Annotated in this window: 17 protein-coding genes; 6 read left to right on the forward strand and 11 right to left on the reverse strand. The window is 54.2% G+C overall.

Annotation, left to right across the window (positions count from 1 at the left end; all coding sequences use genetic code 11):
• Window positions 1–83: 83 nt before the first annotated feature.
• Window positions 84–848 (reverse strand): YdiY family protein, encoded by a 765-nt coding sequence (locus ACMHLI_RS07860; RefSeq protein WP_413528971.1) that lies wholly within the window; start codon window positions 846–848, stop codon window positions 84–86.
• 490 nt (window positions 849–1,338) lie between these two features.
• Here ACMHLI_RS07860 and nadE point away from each other — a divergent pair, with 490 nt between their 5' ends.
• Together nadE and ACMHLI_RS07870 are read left to right on the forward strand one after the other, a co-directional pair.
• Entirely contained in the window at window positions 1,339–2,169 is an 831-nt protein-coding gene (gene nadE, locus ACMHLI_RS07865; protein WP_413528972.1) for an ammonia-dependent NAD(+) synthetase, read from the forward strand.
• A gap of 162 nt (window positions 2,170–2,331) precedes the next feature.
• On the forward strand, window positions 2,332–3,528 hold the full coding sequence (locus ACMHLI_RS07870) for a multidrug effflux MFS transporter (protein WP_413528973.1): 1,197 nt from the start codon (window positions 2,332–2,334) through the stop codon (window positions 3,526–3,528).
• A 5-nt stretch (window positions 3,529–3,533) separates the two neighbouring features.
• Here ACMHLI_RS07870 and dadX read toward each other — a convergent pair whose 3' ends face one another.
• Complete coding sequence (gene dadX / locus ACMHLI_RS07875) at window positions 3,534–4,604, reverse strand: catabolic alanine racemase DadX (protein WP_413528974.1); 1,071 nt, start codon at window positions 4,602–4,604, stop codon at window positions 3,534–3,536.
• A 66-nt stretch (window positions 4,605–4,670) separates the two neighbouring features.
• Window positions 4,671–5,972 (reverse strand): D-amino acid dehydrogenase, encoded by a 1,302-nt coding sequence (locus ACMHLI_RS07880; protein WP_413528975.1) that lies wholly within the window; start codon window positions 5,970–5,972, stop codon window positions 4,671–4,673.
• A gap of 499 nt (window positions 5,973–6,471) precedes the next feature.
• Between ACMHLI_RS07880 and ACMHLI_RS07885 the strand changes: the two genes are divergently transcribed.
• Together ACMHLI_RS07885 and ACMHLI_RS07890 are read left to right on the forward strand one after the other, a co-directional pair.
• A complete protein-coding gene (locus tag ACMHLI_RS07885; RefSeq protein ID WP_413528976.1) occupies window positions 6,472–7,302 on the forward strand; it encodes an alpha/beta fold hydrolase in 831 nt (276 codons plus the stop codon).
• Window positions 7,303–7,541: 239 nt separating this feature from the next.
• The gene (locus tag ACMHLI_RS07890) at window positions 7,542–9,077 is read left to right on the forward strand and encodes a SpoVR family protein (protein WP_413528977.1); all 1,536 of its coding nucleotides are present in this window, start codon (window positions 7,542–7,544) and stop codon (window positions 9,075–9,077) included.
• A 64-nt stretch (window positions 9,078–9,141) separates the two neighbouring features.
• Here ACMHLI_RS07890 and fadR read toward each other — a convergent pair whose 3' ends face one another.
• Window positions 9,142–9,861 carry a fatty acid metabolism transcriptional regulator FadR gene (gene fadR, locus ACMHLI_RS07895; protein WP_413528978.1) on the reverse strand — a complete coding sequence of 240 codons (720 nt, stop codon included), beginning with the start codon at window positions 9,859–9,861 and terminating at the stop codon, window positions 9,142–9,144.
• Between the two features lie 242 nt (window positions 9,862–10,103).
• Between fadR and nhaB the strand changes: the two genes are divergently transcribed.
• On the forward strand, window positions 10,104–11,654 hold the full coding sequence (nhaB, locus tag ACMHLI_RS07900; protein WP_413528979.1) for a sodium/proton antiporter NhaB: 1,551 nt from the start codon (window positions 10,104–10,106) through the stop codon (window positions 11,652–11,654).
• A gap of 181 nt (window positions 11,655–11,835) precedes the next feature.
• Window positions 11,836–12,366 (forward strand): disulfide bond formation protein DsbB, encoded by a 531-nt coding sequence (dsbB, locus tag ACMHLI_RS07905; RefSeq protein WP_413528980.1) that lies wholly within the window; start codon window positions 11,836–11,838, stop codon window positions 12,364–12,366.
• 39 nt (window positions 12,367–12,405) lie between these two features.
• Here dsbB and ACMHLI_RS07910 read toward each other — a convergent pair whose 3' ends face one another.
• The 7 genes from ACMHLI_RS07910 to ACMHLI_RS07940 all read right to left on the reverse strand — a co-directional run bounded on the left by ACMHLI_RS07910 (window position 12,406) and on the right by ACMHLI_RS07940 (window position 20,331).
• Window positions 12,406–13,047 carry a DUF998 domain-containing protein gene (locus ACMHLI_RS07910; protein WP_413528981.1) on the reverse strand — a complete coding sequence of 214 codons (642 nt, stop codon included), beginning with the start codon at window positions 13,045–13,047 and terminating at the stop codon, window positions 12,406–12,408.
• Between the two features lie 372 nt (window positions 13,048–13,419).
• Window positions 13,420–14,997 (reverse strand): ABC transporter substrate-binding protein, encoded by a 1,578-nt coding sequence (locus ACMHLI_RS07915; RefSeq protein WP_413528982.1) that lies wholly within the window; start codon window positions 14,995–14,997, stop codon window positions 13,420–13,422.
• 259 nt (window positions 14,998–15,256) lie between these two features.
• The gene (locus tag ACMHLI_RS07920) at window positions 15,257–15,934 is read right to left on the reverse strand and encodes an ABC transporter ATP-binding protein (RefSeq protein ID WP_413528983.1); all 678 of its coding nucleotides are present in this window, start codon (window positions 15,932–15,934) and stop codon (window positions 15,257–15,259) included.
• Window positions 15,927–16,832 (reverse strand): ABC transporter ATP-binding protein, encoded by a 906-nt coding sequence (locus tag ACMHLI_RS07925; RefSeq protein ID WP_413528984.1) that lies wholly within the window; start codon window positions 16,830–16,832, stop codon window positions 15,927–15,929. The genes ACMHLI_RS07920 and ACMHLI_RS07925 overlap by 8 nt, the downstream gene beginning before the upstream one ends.
• A complete protein-coding gene (locus ACMHLI_RS07930; protein WP_413528985.1) occupies window positions 16,822–17,700 on the reverse strand; it encodes an ABC transporter permease in 879 nt (292 codons plus the stop codon). The genes ACMHLI_RS07925 and ACMHLI_RS07930 overlap by 11 nt, the downstream gene beginning before the upstream one ends.
• A gap of 10 nt (window positions 17,701–17,710) precedes the next feature.
• A complete protein-coding gene (locus tag ACMHLI_RS07935) occupies window positions 17,711–18,763 on the reverse strand; it encodes an ABC transporter permease (protein WP_213050507.1) in 1,053 nt (350 codons plus the stop codon).
• Window positions 18,763–20,331 (reverse strand): ABC transporter substrate-binding protein, encoded by a 1,569-nt coding sequence (locus ACMHLI_RS07940; protein WP_413528986.1) that lies wholly within the window; start codon window positions 20,329–20,331, stop codon window positions 18,763–18,765. Before ACMHLI_RS07940 ends, ACMHLI_RS07935 begins: the two co-directional genes overlap by 1 nt.
• Between the last annotated feature and the right edge of the window lie 11 nt (window positions 20,332–20,342).

Consider the following 20,342-nt stretch of genomic DNA (forward strand, 5'->3'; position numbering starts at 1 on the left):
GATTGAGATAAATAAAAAGCCGGCAAATTCATCTGCCGGCTTTTTTATTTCTTACAGCGCGTTGCCATTCTCTTAACGAGAAATTACATGCCGTAAACCAGGTTCACAGAAGTGACGGTATCGGTTTTATCCGGCGCACTGGCGGGTGGTTTGGTGTTGTACGTAACGTCGTAAGCGACTTTCAAAGAGAAGTGGCTGTTGATCGCAACGGTCAGCGCGGTTTCTGAGTTCAGCGTGGTTTCATCATTCGCTAACACGGAAACGCCCTGAGTGAATTTCGCGGTATCGCTAATCTGATAACCGTAAGTACCTGAGCCATAAGCCAGCGCACGCGTGGTGTTACCGCCTGCCTGGAATTCATCGTGACGAACACCCGGACCAGCTTCCAGATTCAGTGTATGAACCGGACCGCTCCAGATCTGACGACCGTAACCAACAGTGGCCACATCGCGCGCGCGGTAACCGTTGTAACGGTCACTCAGCCAGCTAGCCTGACCAAACAGATAGTTTGCATTATCCATGTTGTAACGGGTACGGGCACCGGCCTGATACTTCTCGGATGAACGTACACCGGAAGAGGACGTGTTACGCGCAGAACCCCACAGGCTATAAGCCGTGTTGGTATCAAACCAGGTCATCGTGGTATCGGCATTCAGCGTGGAGTTGCTGGTATTACCGGTTTGTGCACTGTAACCCGCCTGAACATTGCCCACGAAAGGCTTTTTGGCCTGAGCAGGGTCATCCAACGCGGTGAAAATGGTGGTGTCTGCAAGGCTTGAGATACTGAACAGCGAGGCACCGCAGACTACGGCACACACTGGTAAATGACGTACAACCCGAAAAAACATTTTGCTTCCCCAATAAGACTTAAGGCAAATAACGATATTGAACTACACGATTAATGCCATTAATTAGGATCCGTTAATCAAGCCTGGCAACTCCGTTTCGATGGCACATACATACAAATTTTTACCGCAACAAATATAACGCACTCAGGCCACGAGATCTTAATAAAGCGACCTTTTTAGACAGTTCCTAACCACTGATATTTTTTGCAAAACTTCCTGCAATAAAAAAACGCAATCATTACGGTTTATGACGTTGATTTTTAATTTCAACGCCGGATCGTAATGAAAGCGTCGTGGTGAGACGTCATCTGGCCTGATGACCCGTTCCCCGACAGGCTTCGCCAGAGAAACCACGGTCCGGCAGCGAACAGATTTCCGCCGAACGCGCTGCGCAATCTTGTCCTTTTGAGCGATGCGGGGTAGTTTTGTTCTGATAACATCTTATTTTTGCCTCGGGTTCCTCGAAGGCAGCCTTCAGGAGGAGTGGTCAATGGCTTTACAACAAGAGATTATTCAGGCTCTGCACGTTAAACCGCAAATCGATGCCGCGCAGGAAGTGCGTGTCAGCGTCGATTTTCTCAAAAGTTATCTGCTGGCCCATCCCTTTATTAAATCTCTGGTACTCGGCATCAGCGGCGGGCAGGATTCTACTCTTACCGGCAAACTTTGCCAAACGGCAATTAGTGAATTACGTGCGCAAACTGCTGACGAAAGCTATCAGTTCATCGCGGTGCGCCTGCCCTATGGCGTGCAGGCCGATGAATCCGATTGCCAGGACGCGATTACCTTTATCCAGCCGGATCAGGTTCTGACCGTTAATATCAAAAATGCCGTACTGGCGAGTGAAGCGACACTGCGTGAAATTGGTATAGAACTGAGCGATTTCATCAAGGGTAACGAGAAAGCCCGCGAGCGCATGAAAGCGCAGTACAGCATCGCCGGCATGAAAAAAGGTGTGGTGGTCGGAACCGATCATGCAGCGGAAGCGGTCACCGGGTTCTTCACCAAGTACGGCGACGGCGGCACGGACATCAACCCGATTTTCCGTCTGAACAAACGTCAGGGAAAAGCCTTGCTGAAAGAGCTCGGTTGCCCGGAGCATTTATATACCAAAGCGCCGACGGCGGATTTAGAAGAAAACCGCCCTGCCTTGCCAGATGAAGTAGCGCTGGGCGTGACCTACGAACTGATCGATGATTATCTCGAAGGCAAGACTATCGACGAGGCGTCCGCGAAAATTATCGAAGGTTGGTATCTGCGCACGGAGCATAAACGCCAGCCGCCGGTCACGGTGTTTGACGATTTCTGGAAGAAAAAATAACGCTTCCGGAACAATGACTTTTCGGACACTCACTGAGTGTCCGTGTTCTTGTCCACGCTGGTTCACATCCTTTGCTCGCCTGATTGTCACAAGTACCTTCCCATTCATTAACTAAATCATTACCCTTAGCGTCCTTTCGGATGACTGACAGTGATGTTTTCAATGCAAAAATTCCTTTTTCTGTTGCTGAGCATGGTATTGCTTGGCCCGCTGGGTATTGATTTATACCTGCCCGCCATCCCGGCGATCGCCCTCGGCCTTAACAGCTCAGAGGCGGTGATCCAGTCCTCGATTTCCTTATTCATTCTGGTGATGGGGCTGGGACAGCTGGTGGCCGGCCCCCTGGTGGATAAATTCGGTCGACGCCCGATCGCCATTATCGGCGTGGTGGTGTACCTGGCGGGTGCAATCATTGCCGCCACGTCCGTTGCGCCCTGGATGTTCCTGCTTTCTCGCGTGGTTCAGGGGCTGGCGGTGTGCTGTACGTCGGTAGTGATTTTCAGCGGCGTGCGCGATCGCATGAGCGGTAATGATGCCGCCCGCGCCTACGGTTTTCTTAACGGCACGCTCAATATCATTCCGGCACTTGCGCCGCTGATCGGCGGCCTTATCGCCCAATACTACGGCTGGCGTGCGCCGTTCTGGGCACTCAGCGGTTATACCGTGGCGATTCTGTTGCTGGTCATATTCAAACTGCCTGAAACCCGCCCGGCGGATACTCAAACCAATACCGGTCTGCCGTTTCGTCAGTACGCCCGTATTTTGTCGGACTCTCGCTTCATCACTTTTGCGCTGGTGAATGCCGGTGCGATGGGTATGGCGCTGACCTATGTCTCTCTGGCACCGACGGTGCTGATGAATGTCGCAGGACTCACGCCGCTGGAGTTTTCCATCGTCTTCGGCGCAAATGGCTTCTGGATCATGGCGGTGAGTTTTGTTGCCAACCGCATTATCCGTAAAGTGGGACGTCCGGTATGTTTAAAAACGGGCGGCATTTTGATGTTCATCGGCTGTGCCGGATTAATTGCGGGGATCACGCTGGTCCCCCCGGCGGATCAAACCGCAACCTGGTTGTACATGCTGCCTGTCGCCAGTGCCTGTGCCGGCCTGGCGTTTCTGATGGGTCCCGCGACCAGCTATGCGCTTGAGCCGTTCTCCAGTGAAGCAGGCGTCGCCTCTGCGCTGGTTGGTTCGGTGCAAATGGCAGGGGGTGCTTTACTCGGATTTATCGCGATGGCGCTGCCGTTACAGCCGAAGCTGAGCGTGGCACTGGTGATGCTGGCGGGGGGATGTCTGGCGATGCTGGCGCGTCGCGCCAGTAAAAAATCAACGGGCCGTCTGACCCGTCTTGAGAAGTAAGATTTCTACACCGTAGTTACCGGTACGCGGGGCGCGAGCGCAGTCAGCAGCTCATACCCCAGCGTACCGCACGCCGCCGCCACATCATCCACCGGCAAATTTTTTCCCCACAGTTCAACCGGCGTTCCAATCTGCGCCTGCGGGCACGGCGTTAAGTCTACCGCCAGCATGTCCATTGATACCGTCCCGACCGTCACCGTCCGTACGCCATCCACCCACACCGGCGTACCGGACGGTGCATGGCGCGGATACCCGTCCGCATAACCGCACGCCACCACGCCGATGCGCTGAGGCTGCAATGCCGTATAGCGCGCGCCATAGCCCACGCGGTCGCCCGGGTTCAGATGCTGAATGCCGATAAGCTCACTGCTGAGCGTCATCACCGGTTGCAGGTCGGTACTGGCAATGTCCTGCCACTGCCCGCTCGGCGACGCGCCATAAAGAATAATGCCCGGCCTCACCCAGTCGTGGTGCGTATGTGGATGCCACAAAGTCGCGGCAGAGTTCGCCAGAGAGCGCGGGCCGCTGATACCCTCTCCCGCACGCATAATCACCGCCATCTGGGCATCCACGCCTTCCGCGCTGTCGGCGGTGGCAAAGTGGCTCATCAGGGTGATTTCACCCACCTGTTGTAACGCACGCAGCTGTTGCCAGACTTCTTTGATGCGATCAGGGGCAAAACCCAGACGGTTCATCCCGCTGTTCACTTTCAGATAGATATTCACCGGCTGGCTGAGCTGAGCTTCAGCCAGCGCGTCAACTTGCCAGTCACTGTGTACGGATGTGGTCAGCCGATAGCGATCAACCGCCGTTAAGTCTTCGGCGCTGAAAAAACCTTCCAGCAGCAGGACAGGACCCTGCCAGCCAGCGTCACGTAGCAATATTGCTTCTTTAAAATCAAGCAGGGCAAAACCGTCCGCCCCGGACAAACTTTGCCAGATACGCGAAATACCGTGGCCGTAGCCATTGGCTTTCACCACCGCCCAGACCTTGCTGTTCGGTGCAAAACGGCGGATAACGTCCAGATTATGCGATAACGCAGAGAGAGATAACGTGGCAGAAATCGGGCGAGGCATACCAGCTCCGGCAGTATATAAAGTGGCGCCTGCACCGTGCGGCACAGGCGGGAATTAACAGCGACTTCAGCCCACCGGATGCATTTTATGCGGGCCTGACGGATGAGCGATAAAACCGGGGCTGTAGCGCTCTACCGACAGATCGTCGGACGGGATCGCCGGAGTCACGCCGGACATAATGTCGGCCAGCAGTTGCCCGGAACCGCAGGCCATCGTCCAGCCCAGCGTGCCGTGGCCGGTATTGAGGAACAGATTTTTGATACGGGTACGGCCAACGATCGGCGTGCCGTCCGGCGTCATCGGGCGCAAGCCGGTCCAGAAAGTCGCCTGCTCCACGTTACCGCCGTTCGGATAAAGATCTCTCACCACCATCTCCAGCGTTTCACGACGCGCCTGCGCCAGCTTAAGATTAAAGCCGACGATTTCCGCCATGCCGCCCACGCGAATGCGATCGTCAAAGCGGGTAATGGCTATTTTATAAGTTTCATCGAGTACGGTAGATACCGGCGCAGAAGCCGGATCGGTAATAGGAATAGTCAGCGAGTAACCTTTCAGCGGATATACCGGAATCGATACCAGTTCGGCCAGCAGTGCGGTGGAATAAGAACCGAACGCCACCACGTAGGCATCCGCTTTCTTCACTTCATCACCACACCGGACGCCTGTGATCTCACCGTTTTCCACCAGCAGCTTGTCTACCGTGCGGTTGAATTCGAACACCACGCCCGCCTGCCGGGCCATTTCGGCCAGCTTGCGGGTAAACATCTGACAGTCGCCGGTTTCATCATTCGGCAAACGCAGGCCGCCGGTCAGTTTGTGCGCGACCTGCGCCAGCGCCGGTTCGGCGGTCGCCAGCTGGCTGGACTCCAGCAGCTGATACGGCACACCGGCGTCTTCCAGCACGGCGATATCCTTCGCGGCGCTCTCAAACTGCTGCGCGGTACGGAACAGCTGCAACGTGCCGCCCTGACGCCCTTCGTACTGAATGCCGGTATCTTCACGCAAGGCTTTCATACAATCACGGCTGTATTCCGCCAGACGCACCATGCGGCCTTTATTTGTCTGATAATGGTTCATGTCGCAGTTGCGTAGCATCTGCCACATCCATTTGAGCTGGAACTGCGTGCCGTCGAGGCGGATGGCCAGCGGTGCGTGTTTCTGAAACATCCATTTAATCGCTTTGACCGGAACGCCGGGAGCCGCCCAGGGTGCTGCGTAGCCCGGTGAGATCTGACCCGCATTGCCCGCGCTGGTTTCTTCAGCCGGGCCCGACTGACGATCGATAACCGTCACCTGATGACCCGCTTTGGCCAGATACCATGCACTGGCGACACCGACCACACCACTGCCTAAAATCACTACGCGCATATCGACTCCACTCCACGCCCAAACAAAGCATAATATTCTGATGACAGGAAATTAACCTGACTGCCAAAAATCGCCAACACAGGCGTTAATAACCGTGAGTTATTTCACAATTATTTATCGTTCATTGCCGGTTTTTTTTCAATAGGGACAAATAAATAACGATATCGCGCAACATTATCCCTGTGCACAGAGAAATTTATGGTTTTTTGATAGCAATGACATCATTGCTGTCACCAGGCTTTATGGTCGTCAGGTTGCGTTTCATAATGGGCATTTATTCTTGTATACAAACCATTTTGCGGAACATATCACTGCAAACGTAAGCCGCAGTAACATTCCCTCATCATTCGAAGAAACTGTGCAGATCCTGTCTGCGGGCGTTTATAAACCCCTTAAAAATGCCACCTGCATCACACTTCACTCAATGACTCAAAAATTCACCTACACTTTTACCGGTTACCGTTTAACCACTTTCCATCCCGCCATAAGAGGACGATGTGTGAATAATTCAAACTTTCTGAAGCTTAAAGATGGTACGCACCTGTTTTATAAAGATTGGGGAAGTGGTCAGCCGGTGGTGTTCAGCCACGGCTGGCCACTGACGTCGGACGCCTTCGAAGACCAGATGCTGTTTCTGGCCAACAACGGTTATCGTGTAATCGCTGCTGACCGCCGCGGGCATGGCCGCTCCTCGCAACCGTGGGACGGCAATAATATGGACCAATACGGTGATGATCTGGCTGAACTGACTGCCCATCTTGATCTGAAGGACGCGATTCACGTCGGGCACTCTACCGGCGGCGGCGAAGTCGCCCGCTATATTGGCCGCCACGGCACCTCGCGCGTCGCCAAAGCGGTGCTGATTGGCGCGGTGCCGCCGGTTATGATCAAAACCGACTTCAACCCGGACGGCCTGCCACTCTCGGTATTTGACGGCATTCGCGACGGCGTGAAGAACGACCGTTCACAGTTCTTCCGCGATCTGCCGGAAGCGTTCTACGGTTTCAACCGACCGGGAGCGAAAGTGTCTGAAGGCCTGAAAGAGAGTTTCTGGCTGCAAGGCATGCAGGGGTCGATCAAATCATTGTATGACTGCGTGAAAGCCTTCTCTGAAACCGACCAGCGTGAAGACCTGAAGAAAATGACCCTCCCGACGCTGGTGATTTATGGAGATGACGATCAGATTGTACCGCCGGTATCTTCCAGTAAAGCGGCGTTAAAACTGTTGCCTCATGGGACGGAAAAAGTCTATCCGGGCGCATCGCATGGCTTATGCAGTACGCATAAAGATGAAATTAACCAAGACCTGCTGGCCTTTATCCGTAGCTAAATTCCCTGCTCTTTTCAGAAAGCCTCCGGCCCTGCGTTGCAGGGCTTTTTTGTTACGGCCTCTGCGCAATTGACAGCACGCAGGCGTGAGGATATAGATTGAGACAGGAACGGATTTCTGGTCTTTATCAGGCAGCAAAATCAGATTGAGCTACGATTACTACTGGACGTGCGAAATCTTAAGAAAAGGTTGTGAATCAAACACTCTGTAGCGTCCATAACTGAATGAGGGTGCGGCTTATGACGACAGTGACCCAAAAGAAAAATACTGAGGACAAACGTCTTAGCGATGGACCGGACTGGACGTTTGATTTGTTGCAAACCTATCTCACAGAGATCGACCGGGTGGCGAAGTCTTACCGGCTGGACACTTATCCTCATCAAATCGAAATCATCACCTCCGAACAGATGATGGATGCCTACTCCAGTATCGGTATGCCCATCAACTACACGCACTGGTCGTTCGGCAAGAAATTCATCGAAACCGAACAACTCTACAAACACGGCCAGCAAGGCCTGGCGTATGAAATCGTCATCAACTCCAATCCGTGTATCGCCTATCTGATGGAAGAAAATACCATCACGATGCAGGCGCTGGTGATGGCCCATGCCTGCTACGGGCATAACTCTTTCTTTAAAAATAACTACCTGTTTAAAAGCTGGACCGACGCCAGTTCGATTGTCGATTACCTGTTGTTCGCCAAACGCTATATCAGCGAGTGCGAGGAGCGTTACGGCACTGACGAAGTGGAACGGCTGCTCGATTCCTGCCATGCGCTGATGAATTACGGCGTCGATCGCTATAAACGTCCGCAGAAAATCTCTTTACAGGAAGAGCTGGCGCGGCAGAAAAGCCGTGAAGAATATCTGCAAAGTCAGGTGAACACGCTGTGGAAAACCTTGCCGCGTAAAGACGCCATCGATGCGCCCGAGCAGGCACGCCGCTTCCCTTCCGAGCCGCAGGAAAACCTGCTGTACTTCATGGAAAAAAATGCGCCGCTGCTGGAACCCTGGCAGCGCGAGATTTTGCGCATCGTGCGTAAGATCAGCCAGTATTTCTATCCGCAAAAACAGACCCAGGTGATGAATGAAGGCTGGGCCACGTTCTGGCACTACACCATCCTCAATCATCTGTATGACGAAGGGAAAGTGTCCGACCGCTTTATTCTGGAATTCCTGCACAGCCACACCAATGTGGTGTTCCAGCCGCCTTACAACAGCCCGTATTACAGCGGAATCAACCCCTATGCACTGGGCTTTGCGATGTTCCAGGACATCAAGCGTATCTGTCAGGAACCTACCGAGGAAGATCACTATTGGTTCCCGGACATCGCCGGTTCGGACTGGCTGACCACGCTGCATTTTGCGATGCGTGATTTCAAAGATGAGAGTTTCATCAGCCAGTTCCTGTCGCCGAAAGTGATGCGCGATTTCCGCCTGTTTACCGTGCTCGATGACGACCACAATAACTATCTGGAAATTGCCGCGATCCACAATGAAGAAGGCTATCGGGCAATCCGTCAGGAACTGTCGGCGCAGTACAATCTGAGCAATCACGAACCAAACATTCAGGTGTGGAACGTAGATTTACGCGGTGACCGTTCACTGACGCTGCGCTACATTCCGCAGGATCGCGCGCCGTTGGATAAAAGCCGCCGGGAAGTGATGAAGCACGTTCACCGTCTGTGGGGCTTCGATGTATTTATCGAGCAACTCAATGAAGACGGCAGTGTCGAACTGCTGGAACGCTGCCCGCCGCGCCCTGCACCTTTGTAATTCCCTGGATTATAATCATTAAAAAAGGGCGCTCAGCGCCCTTTCCTTATTTCCACACTCTGATTTATTTCTTCTGATCGGTCAGATCACCGGGCATGGTGCCCTGCATGCTGTGCCAAATCTCACCGCTCTGACGGCCATAATTGCGGACACAATCGACAATCTGCTCATAACTTTTTTCGTGGCAGATATCTGACAATTTTTTGTAGAACGCGATCGCCAGTTTGCGGGCTTCCGGATTAGAGAAGTAATAACGCCCGACGCGCTGATACAACCCGCGCAGGCCATTGATAATCAACCCATAAATTGGGTTGCCGGAGGCAAAAGCCAGACCACGGAAAATATCGTAATCGAGCAGCATAAAGGCTTCAGCGTTATCTTCCACCTCAGTGGCCGTCGCGAGCACTTTCTGCGTTTCATCCGGATTGGTACGCATCGCTTTGCGGATGAAAATCGTCGCGATATTAGTACGTACGGAAAGCAGATTGTCGATCAGCTGCGGTACGCTGTCGTGATCAAGGCGAGCCAGCGTTTCCAAAATATTTAAACCGGAGGTTTCCCAAAAGTTGTTCACTTTCGTCGGTTTACCGTGCTGAATGGTCAACCAGCCGTCGCGGGAAAGGCGCTGTAATACTTCACGTAAGGTAGTACGGGTTACCCCAATGAGTTCTGAAAGTTCTCTTTCAGCCGGTAGAATTGAACCGGGCGGGAACCGACTGTTCCAGATGCTTTCGATGATATACTCTTCGGCAAAACCGGCAGGACTTTGTGCCTTAATAACCATGTGTTTGTCGTTCCGTTTGGGGCATTTATTGGGGATAAAGTTACGCTCATCATACCAGATGAAAATCCCGTGTTACAGGGCACGCAGGCAGGCTAATGTTGAAACTGTGCCGGGGTTGGCATAATTTCAAATTTATGAACAACTTAATGCGGTCAATAATCTGGTAACGGCAATAATGAGATTAACTTCATACGTTTAACAAATTGAAATATAAAAGATAATAACAGGAGTCTTTGGGAAATATGGAAACTACGTTCACGCGCGCATTTGTAAAAAACTTTCTGGGGCAATCGCCCAACTGGTACAAAATCACCATTCTGGCGTTTCTGGTCATAAATCCGCTGGTATTCTTTCTGGTCAGCCCTTTTCTGGCAGGCTGGATGCTGGTGGTGGAATTCATTTTCACGCTGGGCATGGCGCTGAAATGCTACCCGCTACAGCCGGGTGGTTTGCTGGCCATTGAAGCCGTGATGATGGGCATGACCAGCGCGGAGCGTATCCGCGAGGAGATTTCCGCCAATCTGGAAGTGATCCTGCTGCTGATTTTCATGGTGGCCGGTATCTACTTCATGAAGCAGTTGCTGCTGTACGTTTTCACCAAGCTTCTGTTAAATCTGCGTAATAAGATCGCTCTCTCGCTGGCTTTTTGCTTCGCCGCAGCATTTCTCTCGGCTTTCCTCGATGCACTGACGGTCATTGCCGTCGTGATCAGCGTCTCCGTGGGTTTCTATTCGATTTACCACAACGTGGCATCGAACCGTGACGATGACACTGATATCAACGATGACAGCTCATTTACCGGCAATCAGCAGCATCAGGCGATCCTCGAGCAGTTCCGCGCCTTCCTGCGCAGCCTGATGATGCACGCCGGCGTCGGCACGGCGCTGGGCGGCGTGATGACCATGGTGGGAGAACCGCAGAATCTTATCATCGCTAAAAGCGCCGGATGGCAGTTCGCAGACTTCTTCATCCGTATGTCGCCAGTCACCGTGCCGGTCTTTATATGTGGTTTTCTGGTATGTGTGCTGGTTGAGCGTTTTCGCTGGTTTGGCTACGGTGCACAGCTGCCGCAGCCGGTGTTTGAAGTACTGAAAAAGTTCGATCAGAAAAACAGTCAAAACAGCACAAGGCAGGAGCGCATCAAACTGGCGGTGCAGGCCGTTATCGGCGTGTGGCTGATTGTTGCGCTGGCGTTACATCTGGCTGAAGTGGGTCTGATTGGCCTTTCGGTGATCATCTTTGCGACGGCGTTCTGCGGTGTAACTGATGAGCACGCTATTGGTAAAGCTTTCCAGGAATCTCTGCCGTTTACTGCCTTGCTGACCGTGTTCTTTGCCGTCGTGGCGGTGATTATCGAACAGCACCTGTTCAGCCCGATTATTCACTTTGTGCTTCAGTCAGCGCCTTCGCATCAGCTGTCGCTGTTCTATTTATTCAACGGATTGCTGTCTGCGGTTTCTGATAACGTTTTCGTCGGGACGGTGTACATCAACGAAGCTAAGGCAGCACTGCAAAGTGGCGCTATCGATCTCAAACAGTTTGAATTGCTGGCGGTAGCGATCAACACCGGTACCAATTTGCCCTCGGTCGCGACCCCTAATGGTCAGGCCGCCTTCCTGTTCCTGTTGACCTCCGCGCTTGCGCCGCTGATCCGTCTTTCCTATGGACGGATGGTGTGGATGGCGCTGCCGTACACCGTGGTGATGACGCTGGTCGGCCTGCTGTGCGTACAGTTTCTCCTGCCGGATATGACTCAGTGGTATATGGATATGGGATGGATCGCCCTTCCCTGAATAGCAGGATTAACACCCGAGGAAATTTTCTGCTGGAGATGCCTTTTAGAAAATTTCCTAATTTAAAGTCGAATTATCCGATTTAAGAAAATATTTACTTAAATTTCATTTGTACAGGCTGGCAGCACAGTCCAATTGGTTTACACTGCGTCTCAGTAGCTAACTGCAGGGAAAAATTTCTATGTTGCAATATCTTAACCGCTGCTCACAGGGACGCGGTGCCTGGCTTCTGATGGCACTGACTGCGTTAATCCTTGAGCTGGTTGCGTTGTATTTTCAACACGTGATGTTACTTAAGCCATGCGTAATGTGCATTTATGAGCGTTGTGCCTTGCTGGGTATTTTGGGTGCAGGGCTGGTGGGGGCGATCGCGCCATCGACCTGGTTGCGTTACGCCGGTATTTTGATCTGGCTATACAGCGCTTACGAAGGGATCCGCCTGTCATGGGAACATACCATGATCCAGCTTCATCCCTCTCCGTTTGCGACCTGCGATTTCGCCGCACGTTTCCCGACCTGGCTGCCGCTGGATAAATGGTTCCCGGGGATGTTTGTGGCTACCGGTGATTGCGCAGAGAAGCAGTGGGAATTCCTGTCCCTCGGCATGCCGCAGTGGCTGGTCGTGGTGTTCAGCGTCTTCATGGTGATCGGTGTGCTGGTTCTGCTGGCTCAGTTCGTGAAACCAAAACGCCGCGATTTGTTCGGCCGCTGATTCAGCAATTTTTATGACTAAGCGCCTGCGGGCGCTTTTTTATTCCTGAATTTTCATAAACAGCCAGAAACCCGTCACAACCTGCCAGCCTGTAATGGTGTACACCGACATCCTTTCAATCATGCCCACCGGCAAAACGTCCAGCGATATCATGAACATGCTGACCAGCCCGACGACGCCCAGCATCAGGCTAAGCCACGAAAATCCACGCCATCCGGCGCTGTTACGCTTCATCCAGGCAATCGACAGCAGGCACAGGTTCCCGCCGCCTATCGCCATCACCGCACCGGTCTGATGCAATGTTACCCCGCCAGTCCCCCCACCGCTGTGGAACAACGCAATCATCACGCCGCCCATCCCGTGCAGCAGGCCAAACAGCAGAAACAGCGATTGCCCCTGTTCATTAAAAACCCGGCGTAATAACACGCAGGCGATAAAGAACAAAAGTCCTTCAATCGCGAAACCGCTGTTCATCAGCATATGCAGCGGCGAACAGATAGCGCGGCCATCCGCAGTTGGCCCGCAGGATGCAATCCCTAAATCGCTGATGTAGTTCTGACGATAAGAATAATCAGGCTCATGCCACGCCAGTGCGCTGATTTTCTCCGCCAGCAAATACTGTAATCCGCCCAGTGTGAAACACAGCGCGCCCCCTTTTTGCCAACCCGAGAGTGTCCGCATTCGAAATATTCCTTTCATAGATATGCTGTGATTTTAGCGGAAGTTCTCTGGCCCGCCCGCAGGCACAAAAAAAAGCGTCCAGTTAGCGCTCAGTTTTCCTGAACGCTAACGGACGCCTTTTTGATAACTTTGATCAGCCTTCCGTGGGGTGAAACCCTGTGGAATAAATAATGCAGCTTATATGCCAACTCACTGCGGTTCCTTAAACCCGTTATTTCTCAGTGCTTTGGCTACAAGCTGCAATATCACAGTTTTGCTTGTTGCACTCTTTATCGACATTTTCTCAACAATATCCCTGCCAGAGTGCAACGGGGGAAAAATTCAGCGCTGATAAAGAGTGCCACATGGGTGATGCGTGCATTACTGTCAAAATTACTCTTTGGTAATCGAATCGAGATACAGCTGGCTACCCGCCACGTTCTGGCTTGCGCCCTTCACGTTATCCCGAATCGCCACCAGCAATTTACTCTGAAGCGCCACCACAAACGGTGAACTGCGTTGCAACTCGCGCTGTAAGTCTGCATAGAGTGCTTTACGTTTTGTCGGATCGGACTCAGCCGCTGCCGCACGCGTCCGTATGCTGATCTCCGGGATCACCCACTGGATGCGCTGCGCCAGAGTTTTCGGTCCGTCGGGCACGTTATACGCAAAGGTGCTGGCGTTGGTATTGGGATCAAGATAATCCGCGCCCCAGTAGGTGAAGATCGACTGGAATTTATGTGCGCGCATACGGGTCAGTACGTCGCTTTCCACCAGCGGATGCACCACTAAGTTAATATCCGCTTTCGCAAAGCTGGCCTGAAGTGCCTGTGCAATATCGGAATACGGTGGCTGATTAATAACAATCAAATCGATCTTCGTACCCGGCGCGATACCGCCTTTACTGAGAATTTCCTTCGCTTTCTTCACGTCATATTTGAATGGCTGATCGTCAATCGCCCCCGCCAGACCGTCCGGCAGGAACGTCTGATGAATGCCGTACTGCCCTTTCAGCAGTTCGGTCGAAATCCCCTGATAATCCACCAGCCAGCGCGCCGCTTCCCACAGTGCAGGATTCGCCAGCGCGGGTTGGGTTTTGTCGCCGACATTAAATGCCAGATAGAACACCTTGGCTGCCGGGAACTGGGCAACGTGTACGCCCTTCTCTTTTTGCAGCGAGCTGAACTGATCGGCACCTAAATCGTAGGCCACATCTGCATCGCCATTAAGCACCAGCAGACGACGGGTGGACGGATCGCCGACGTTTTTAAACAGCACGTTTTCCAGCTTCGCCAGCGGTTTAGCATTCGGGTTACGTTTGAAAATCAGTGCTTCATGCGGCACATAGTTACGCACTTCAAACGCGCCGCTGCCCGCCGAACGTGAACGCAGCCAGCTGTTGCCGAAATCATCCTGATTGACGTTTTCTTTCAGTAATTTGCTGTCAACAATTCCCGCCACCGGTGCAGACAGAATGCTCAGCACCAGACCGCTGCCGATGTCTGCTGGCCAGCTGAGCTGAACTTTATCGTCGCTCAGTTTTTTCAGATTGCCGTCGACGTTTTCCGGCGTCCAGCCCAGTTCACCCAGAATAAACGACGGGCTTTTATTGAGTTTCACCACGCGGGTAAACGAATAAATCACATCGTCGGCGGTGAGAGGATTGCCGCTGGCAAATTTCTGTCCGCTTTTTAACGTGAAGATCAGGCTATGCCCGTCCGGCCCCGGCTGCCAGCTGGCGGCGGCATCTGGATCGAGCTGATCAGGGTGTTGACGATTCGATTGCACCAGTTGCTGATAGAGGTTGACCAGATTTCCGGAACTGACGGTTTCAAAACTTTCCGCCGGATCCAGGCTGATAATCCCTTCAAGCGAACCGGCCACCACCAGCGTATCCGCCGACGTCGCCGCATCCACGCGGGTTACCGCCATCATGAGCAGAAATAACAGGGAAGGAACACGTACTTTCATTGAGGTCGATCTCCACAGGTGAAAAGCCAGTTTTTCCAAGTGTAGAGGTGCAGCGCCAAGGCCAGAACAATGAAATAAAGCTTTGTATTTTAATAAAATAGATTAAGGAATAAAGGGTGAGTTGCCGCGATCGCTTCTTGCCCTCTTGCGAGGGGAAGGCCGGGATGGGGTGTTGGTTTTATCTGCGGAGTCGTCAGCAATACCCCGATCCAACCTCCCCCTTCGCAGGGGAGGAGCTAAAGGCAAACCCCACCCGCGTTTAGCTCAACACATACCCCTTCGCCATATGCACTGCCCTGTCGCACATGTGATCAATCACATCCGCGTCATGGCTCACCAGCAGCATAGTCAGGTCACCACCCGCTTTCAGGTCGTTGAGCAGATTGAGGATTTCTGCCTGCACTGACATATCCAGCGCAGAAGTCGGCTCATCGAGCAACAACAGCTTTGGCTTGAGCAGCAGCGCGCGGACGATCGCCACGCGCTGACGCTGCCCGCCGGAAAGCTGGTGCGGATAACGGTTCATCAGCGCCGGATCAAGCCCGACCTGCCGGAAACCTTCGGCAATTTTCTGTTCAATATCCTGCTCTTTGATGATTTTCAGCGGCTCCGCCAGGGTGCGCAGCAGCTTGTGTTTCGGGTGCAGTGACGCATACGGATCCTGAAACACCATCTGCACGTCACGGCGCAGGCTACCGGTGAACGGTTTGCCGGGGTTAACATCGTGACCGAGCAACTTCAGGCCGCCTTCCCACTGCCCGTTAAGACCGGCCAGCACCCATAGAAGCGATGATTTCCCGCAGCCCGACGGCCCGACCAACCCGAAGCATTCGCCCTTGTTAATGGTCAGATTGACGTTATGTACCACGGTGCGGACTTCATGCCCCATGCGGTGCGACACACTGAGCTGATGCAGTTGCGCGATAGCTTCACTCATGGCGAGGCTCCTTTTTAAGTGAAGCCAGAAGCTCACGATCCAGCACCGGCAGGCGTTCGCCATGGGTGAATTTACTCGGGCGGCAAGACCAGAGAGTATGCGTATACGGATGTGTGGCGTGCGCCAGTTGATCTGCCGGAAGTTCATCGAGCAGTTCGCCTTTATACATCACCAGCACGCGCTCGCAGTAATGTGCCACCTGCTGCAAATCGTGGCTGATCAGAATCAGCCCCATATTGCGCTGTTCTACCAGACGTTCGATTAAACCCAGCACCTGTTCGCGCATGTCGAAATCCAGCGCCGACGTGGGTTCATCGGCAATCAGCCATTGCGGATCGTTGATCAACGCAATCGCCAGCATCACGCGCTGCCCCATCCCACCGGACAACTGATGCGGATATTGCTGTTGCAAAAACGCCGGATTTGGCAGACCGACGGCGTTAAGCATGTCTGTCACTTTTTCCTGACGCTCTTTGCGCCCGAGGCGCGTGTGCAGGCGCAGTGGTTCTTCCACCTGCTTGCCGATTTTCTGCGTTGGATTCAGCGCGTGTTTCGGATCCTGCATCACCATGGAGACACGGTTACCGCGCAGACGGCTCCACTCGCGCTCTTTCAGGGTCGTCAGATCATTATCGCCCAGCGTCAGTTGCGTCGCGCGCATCTGGCAAGGGGGTGGCAGAAGTCCCATCAGGGCGCGGGCGGTCAGCGATTTACCTGAACCAGATTCCCCCACCAGTGCCACGCGTTCCTGTCCCACATTGAGTGACAGCGACTTCACCAGCTCCAGCGGGCGGTCGCCCGGCAGATAGATGGTCAGGTCTTTGGCAATCAGCCGGTCAGTTTGCAGCGTTTTTTGATGGTTCTGCTGTTGATGGAGAGATTGCGCATCAGTTGCCATGTCGTGGATCCATTTTGTCACGCAGGCCATCGCCCAGCAGGTTGAAAGCCAGGCTGGCGAACAGAATCGCTCCGCCTGGTGCGGCGGCGACCCACCACTGATCGAAAATCACTTTACTGCCCTCGGCAACCATCGAGCCCCATTCGGCGGTCGGTGGCTGAATGCCCATGCCGAGGAAGCCCAGACCGGCAGACGCCAGAATGATGCCACCGAGGCTGAGCGCCGCACGGACTACAGCGCTTGGCAGGCACAGCGGCAGAATGTGGCCGAACATCAGGCGAAAACCGCCGATGCCCTGCATCCGCGCCGCCGCCAGATAGTCACTGCGACGCAGCGCCAGTGTTTCCGCCCGTGCCTGACGCGCAAACGGCGGCCAGCTGGTGAAAGCCAGCGCCAGTGCGCCGTTCATCAGGCCGGGACCGAGGATGGCAACTAACGCCAGCGCCATCACCAGACTCGGCAATGACATCACGATATCCGTCAGACGCATCACAATACGTTCATACCAGCCGCCAATATATCCCGCGCTGATGCCGATCAGCATACCGACCGGAATGGTCAGGATCAGAATCAGCGACACCAGCAGCAGCGTCGGACGCGCACCATAGACCACACGGGAAAACAGATCGCGGCCAAAGCCGTCAGTCCCCAGCCAGTGCGCCTGTGAAGGCGGCAGCAGGCGCATTTCGATGTGCTGAATGTTTGGGTCAAACGGCGCCAGCCAGGGTGCCAGCAGCGCGGTCAGTACCAGAATCGCCACCAGCACCGTGCCGATGGTCAGGGCGGTAATACGTCGCGCAGGCTTCCAGACGCGGGTCTCAGTTTCGGCCTCAACCTGCGTGGTTTGTTCAGGGATCATTTGGGTCATAGTCAGGCCACTAGCGGGTTCGCGGATCGAGCAAATAAGTAAGGGCGTCAGCCAGCGCGTTCAGCAGCACAAAACAGGTGCCGATCAGCAGCGTAGCGCCAAGAATTGCCGGGGTATCCGCGGCGAACAGAGCGGTGGTCAGATAGCGTCCGACGCCTGGCCAGGCAAAGACCGTTTCGGTGAGTACGGCGCCTTCAAGCAGGCTGGCGTAGGAAAGCGTCAGCACGGTGATCAGTGTGCCAAGCACGTTCGGGAAGACGTGGCACAGCAACACGCGCACCCTGCCCGCGCCTTTTGAGCGGGCCAGAATCACGTACTCTTTATTCATTTCGCCGAGCATCGAGGCGCGCAGCAGGCGCGTAATCCCCGCCATCGACAGCATCGCCAGCACCGTGACCGGCAGCCACAGGTGGCTGATGGCGTTGTAGAACATCTCGCGATCGCCCGACAGCCAGGTATCGATCAGCACAAAACCGGTGCGCGGCGTCATGGTGTACATGTACAAATCGTCAAGACGTCCCGGCCCGCCCGCCCAGTGCAGCACGGCGTAAAACAGCAACAGGCCGAGCAGGCTCAGCCAGAAGATCGGCACAGAATAACCAAGCAGGGAAACCAGCCGCGCGATGTTATCCAGCCAGCTGCCCGGCTTCCACACTGCCAGCAACGCCAGCAGGATGCCCATGCTGCCGCCGAGCAAAATCGCACAGGTCGCCAGTTCCACCGTTGCCGGGAAAGTACGCATTAAATCGCTGGCCACCGGTTGCGCGGTGATACGGGAAATCCCCATATCGCCGTGCGCGAGGTGATCCAGATAACGGGCGAACTGCACCGGCACTGACTGGTCGAGACCTAAATCGCGGCGCACCTGCGCGTACGTGGCTTCGCTGGCGTGATCGCCCGCAACCTGCAACGTCGGATCGATTGGTGCCAGATGAGAAAGCGTAAAGGTAAACGCCAGCAGGCCGAGCAACGTCAGCGCCAGCGAAATCACGCCGGTCAGCAGACGGCCTGACCAGCGCCAACCCTGCCGGACGAATCCGGCGGGTGTTGAACTGTCTGTCATTACTTGGTGACCTTGCTGTAGAAGACCATGTCAGGGTTGATGCCCTGCACGTACCCTTTGACGTTGTCACGCACGGCGATCAGGCTCTTGGCCTGCAGACCGATGACGAACGGTGAATTCTTCTGCACTTCCAGCTGCAACTGACGGTAATCCGCCACGCGTTTGGCCTGGTCCGGTTCAGCAATCGCCGCCAGCGTCAGTTTGTTCAGAGCAGGAATCGACCAGTTGGCACGCCACGCCAGCGTTTTACTGCCGTCTTCCGGGTTGAACGCAAACGCAGAGGCGTTAGTGTTCGGATCAAAGTAATCCGGTCCCCATGAGGACATATACGCATCGTAGTCGTGTGATTTGATTTTGGTAGAGATCTGCTGGCTTAAGCCCGGATCCAGTTTCACGGTCACGCCGCCCTGCGCGAAGCTGGCCTGCAAGGCCTGGGCAATGTCCAGATACGGCGGCTGATTAGAGGTTGAAAGCGTGAAGCTGACGTTAGTCAGACCGGCCTTCGCCAGAATCGCTTTGGCTTTGGCCGGGTCATAGGTGTAAGGCGTGTCATTGAGCGCGCCGAGGTAACCTTCAGGCAGGAATGACTGATGCACCTGGAACTGATTTTTCATCAGATCGTGCGCAATGTGGTTGTAATCGAACAGGTAGCGCGCGGCTTCCCAAAAGGCCGGATTGCCCAGCGCAGGAGAAGCTTTGGCGTTGAACTGCATGAAATACAGTGACGCATAAGGGATCGCCAGCGGTTTCACACCTTTCTTGCCCTCGAGCGCGGCCATCTGGTCAGAACCGAGGTTACGCGCCATATCGGCATCACCTTGCTCGATCAGCAGACGGCGGGCAGCCGGATCCGGCACGTTTTTAATCAGAATCGTTTTCAGCTTCGGCGCGCCTTCCGGCGACGTCGGGTTAGCAGCCAGAATCACCACTTCATGCGGAATGTAGTTGCGGATCTGGTACGGGCCGGAACCGGCTGAATGGTTGCTCAGCCACTGGTGACCGAGGTCATCACCGGCGGCATTGGCTTTCACCAGTTTGCTGTCGACGATAGAAGAGACCGGTGCAGACAGCAGGCTCAACACGAAAGACGGGCTGACATCTGCGGTCCAGCTGATTTTAACGTGCTGGTCATCGATTTTGGTCAGGAATGTATCGACGTTTTTGTCGTTCCAGCCCAGCTGCGTCAGGATAAATGAGGGTTCGAGATTCAGCTTCACCACGCGCGACAGAGAGAAGATCACGTCATCGGCAGTCAGCGGATTGCCGCTGGCAAAGGTCGCTTTGGGTGACAGCGTGAACGTCAGGCTACGGTTGTCTTTCGCCGCTTCCCATGAGGTCGCCAGCGTGGGTTTCAGGTCGATCGGATTATTGGCGTCAGACTGCACCAGACGCTGATAAAGATTATTGAAAGCCTGAACCGTCGTCAGCTCAAAACCCTGCGCCGGGTCGAAGCTGGAGGTATCATCAATAGACTGTGCGATGACCAGCGTATCCGGCGGTGTGGCAGCCTGAACAGAGAAAGTAGCCGCAATAGCCGTAAACAGGACGGACGGTAATAAAGCTTTCATCAAAACAGACT

This window comes from Rahnella inusitata (genome assembly GCF_965118895.1).
Lineage (GTDB): Bacteria > Pseudomonadota > Gammaproteobacteria > Enterobacterales > Enterobacteriaceae > Rahnella > Rahnella inusitata_A.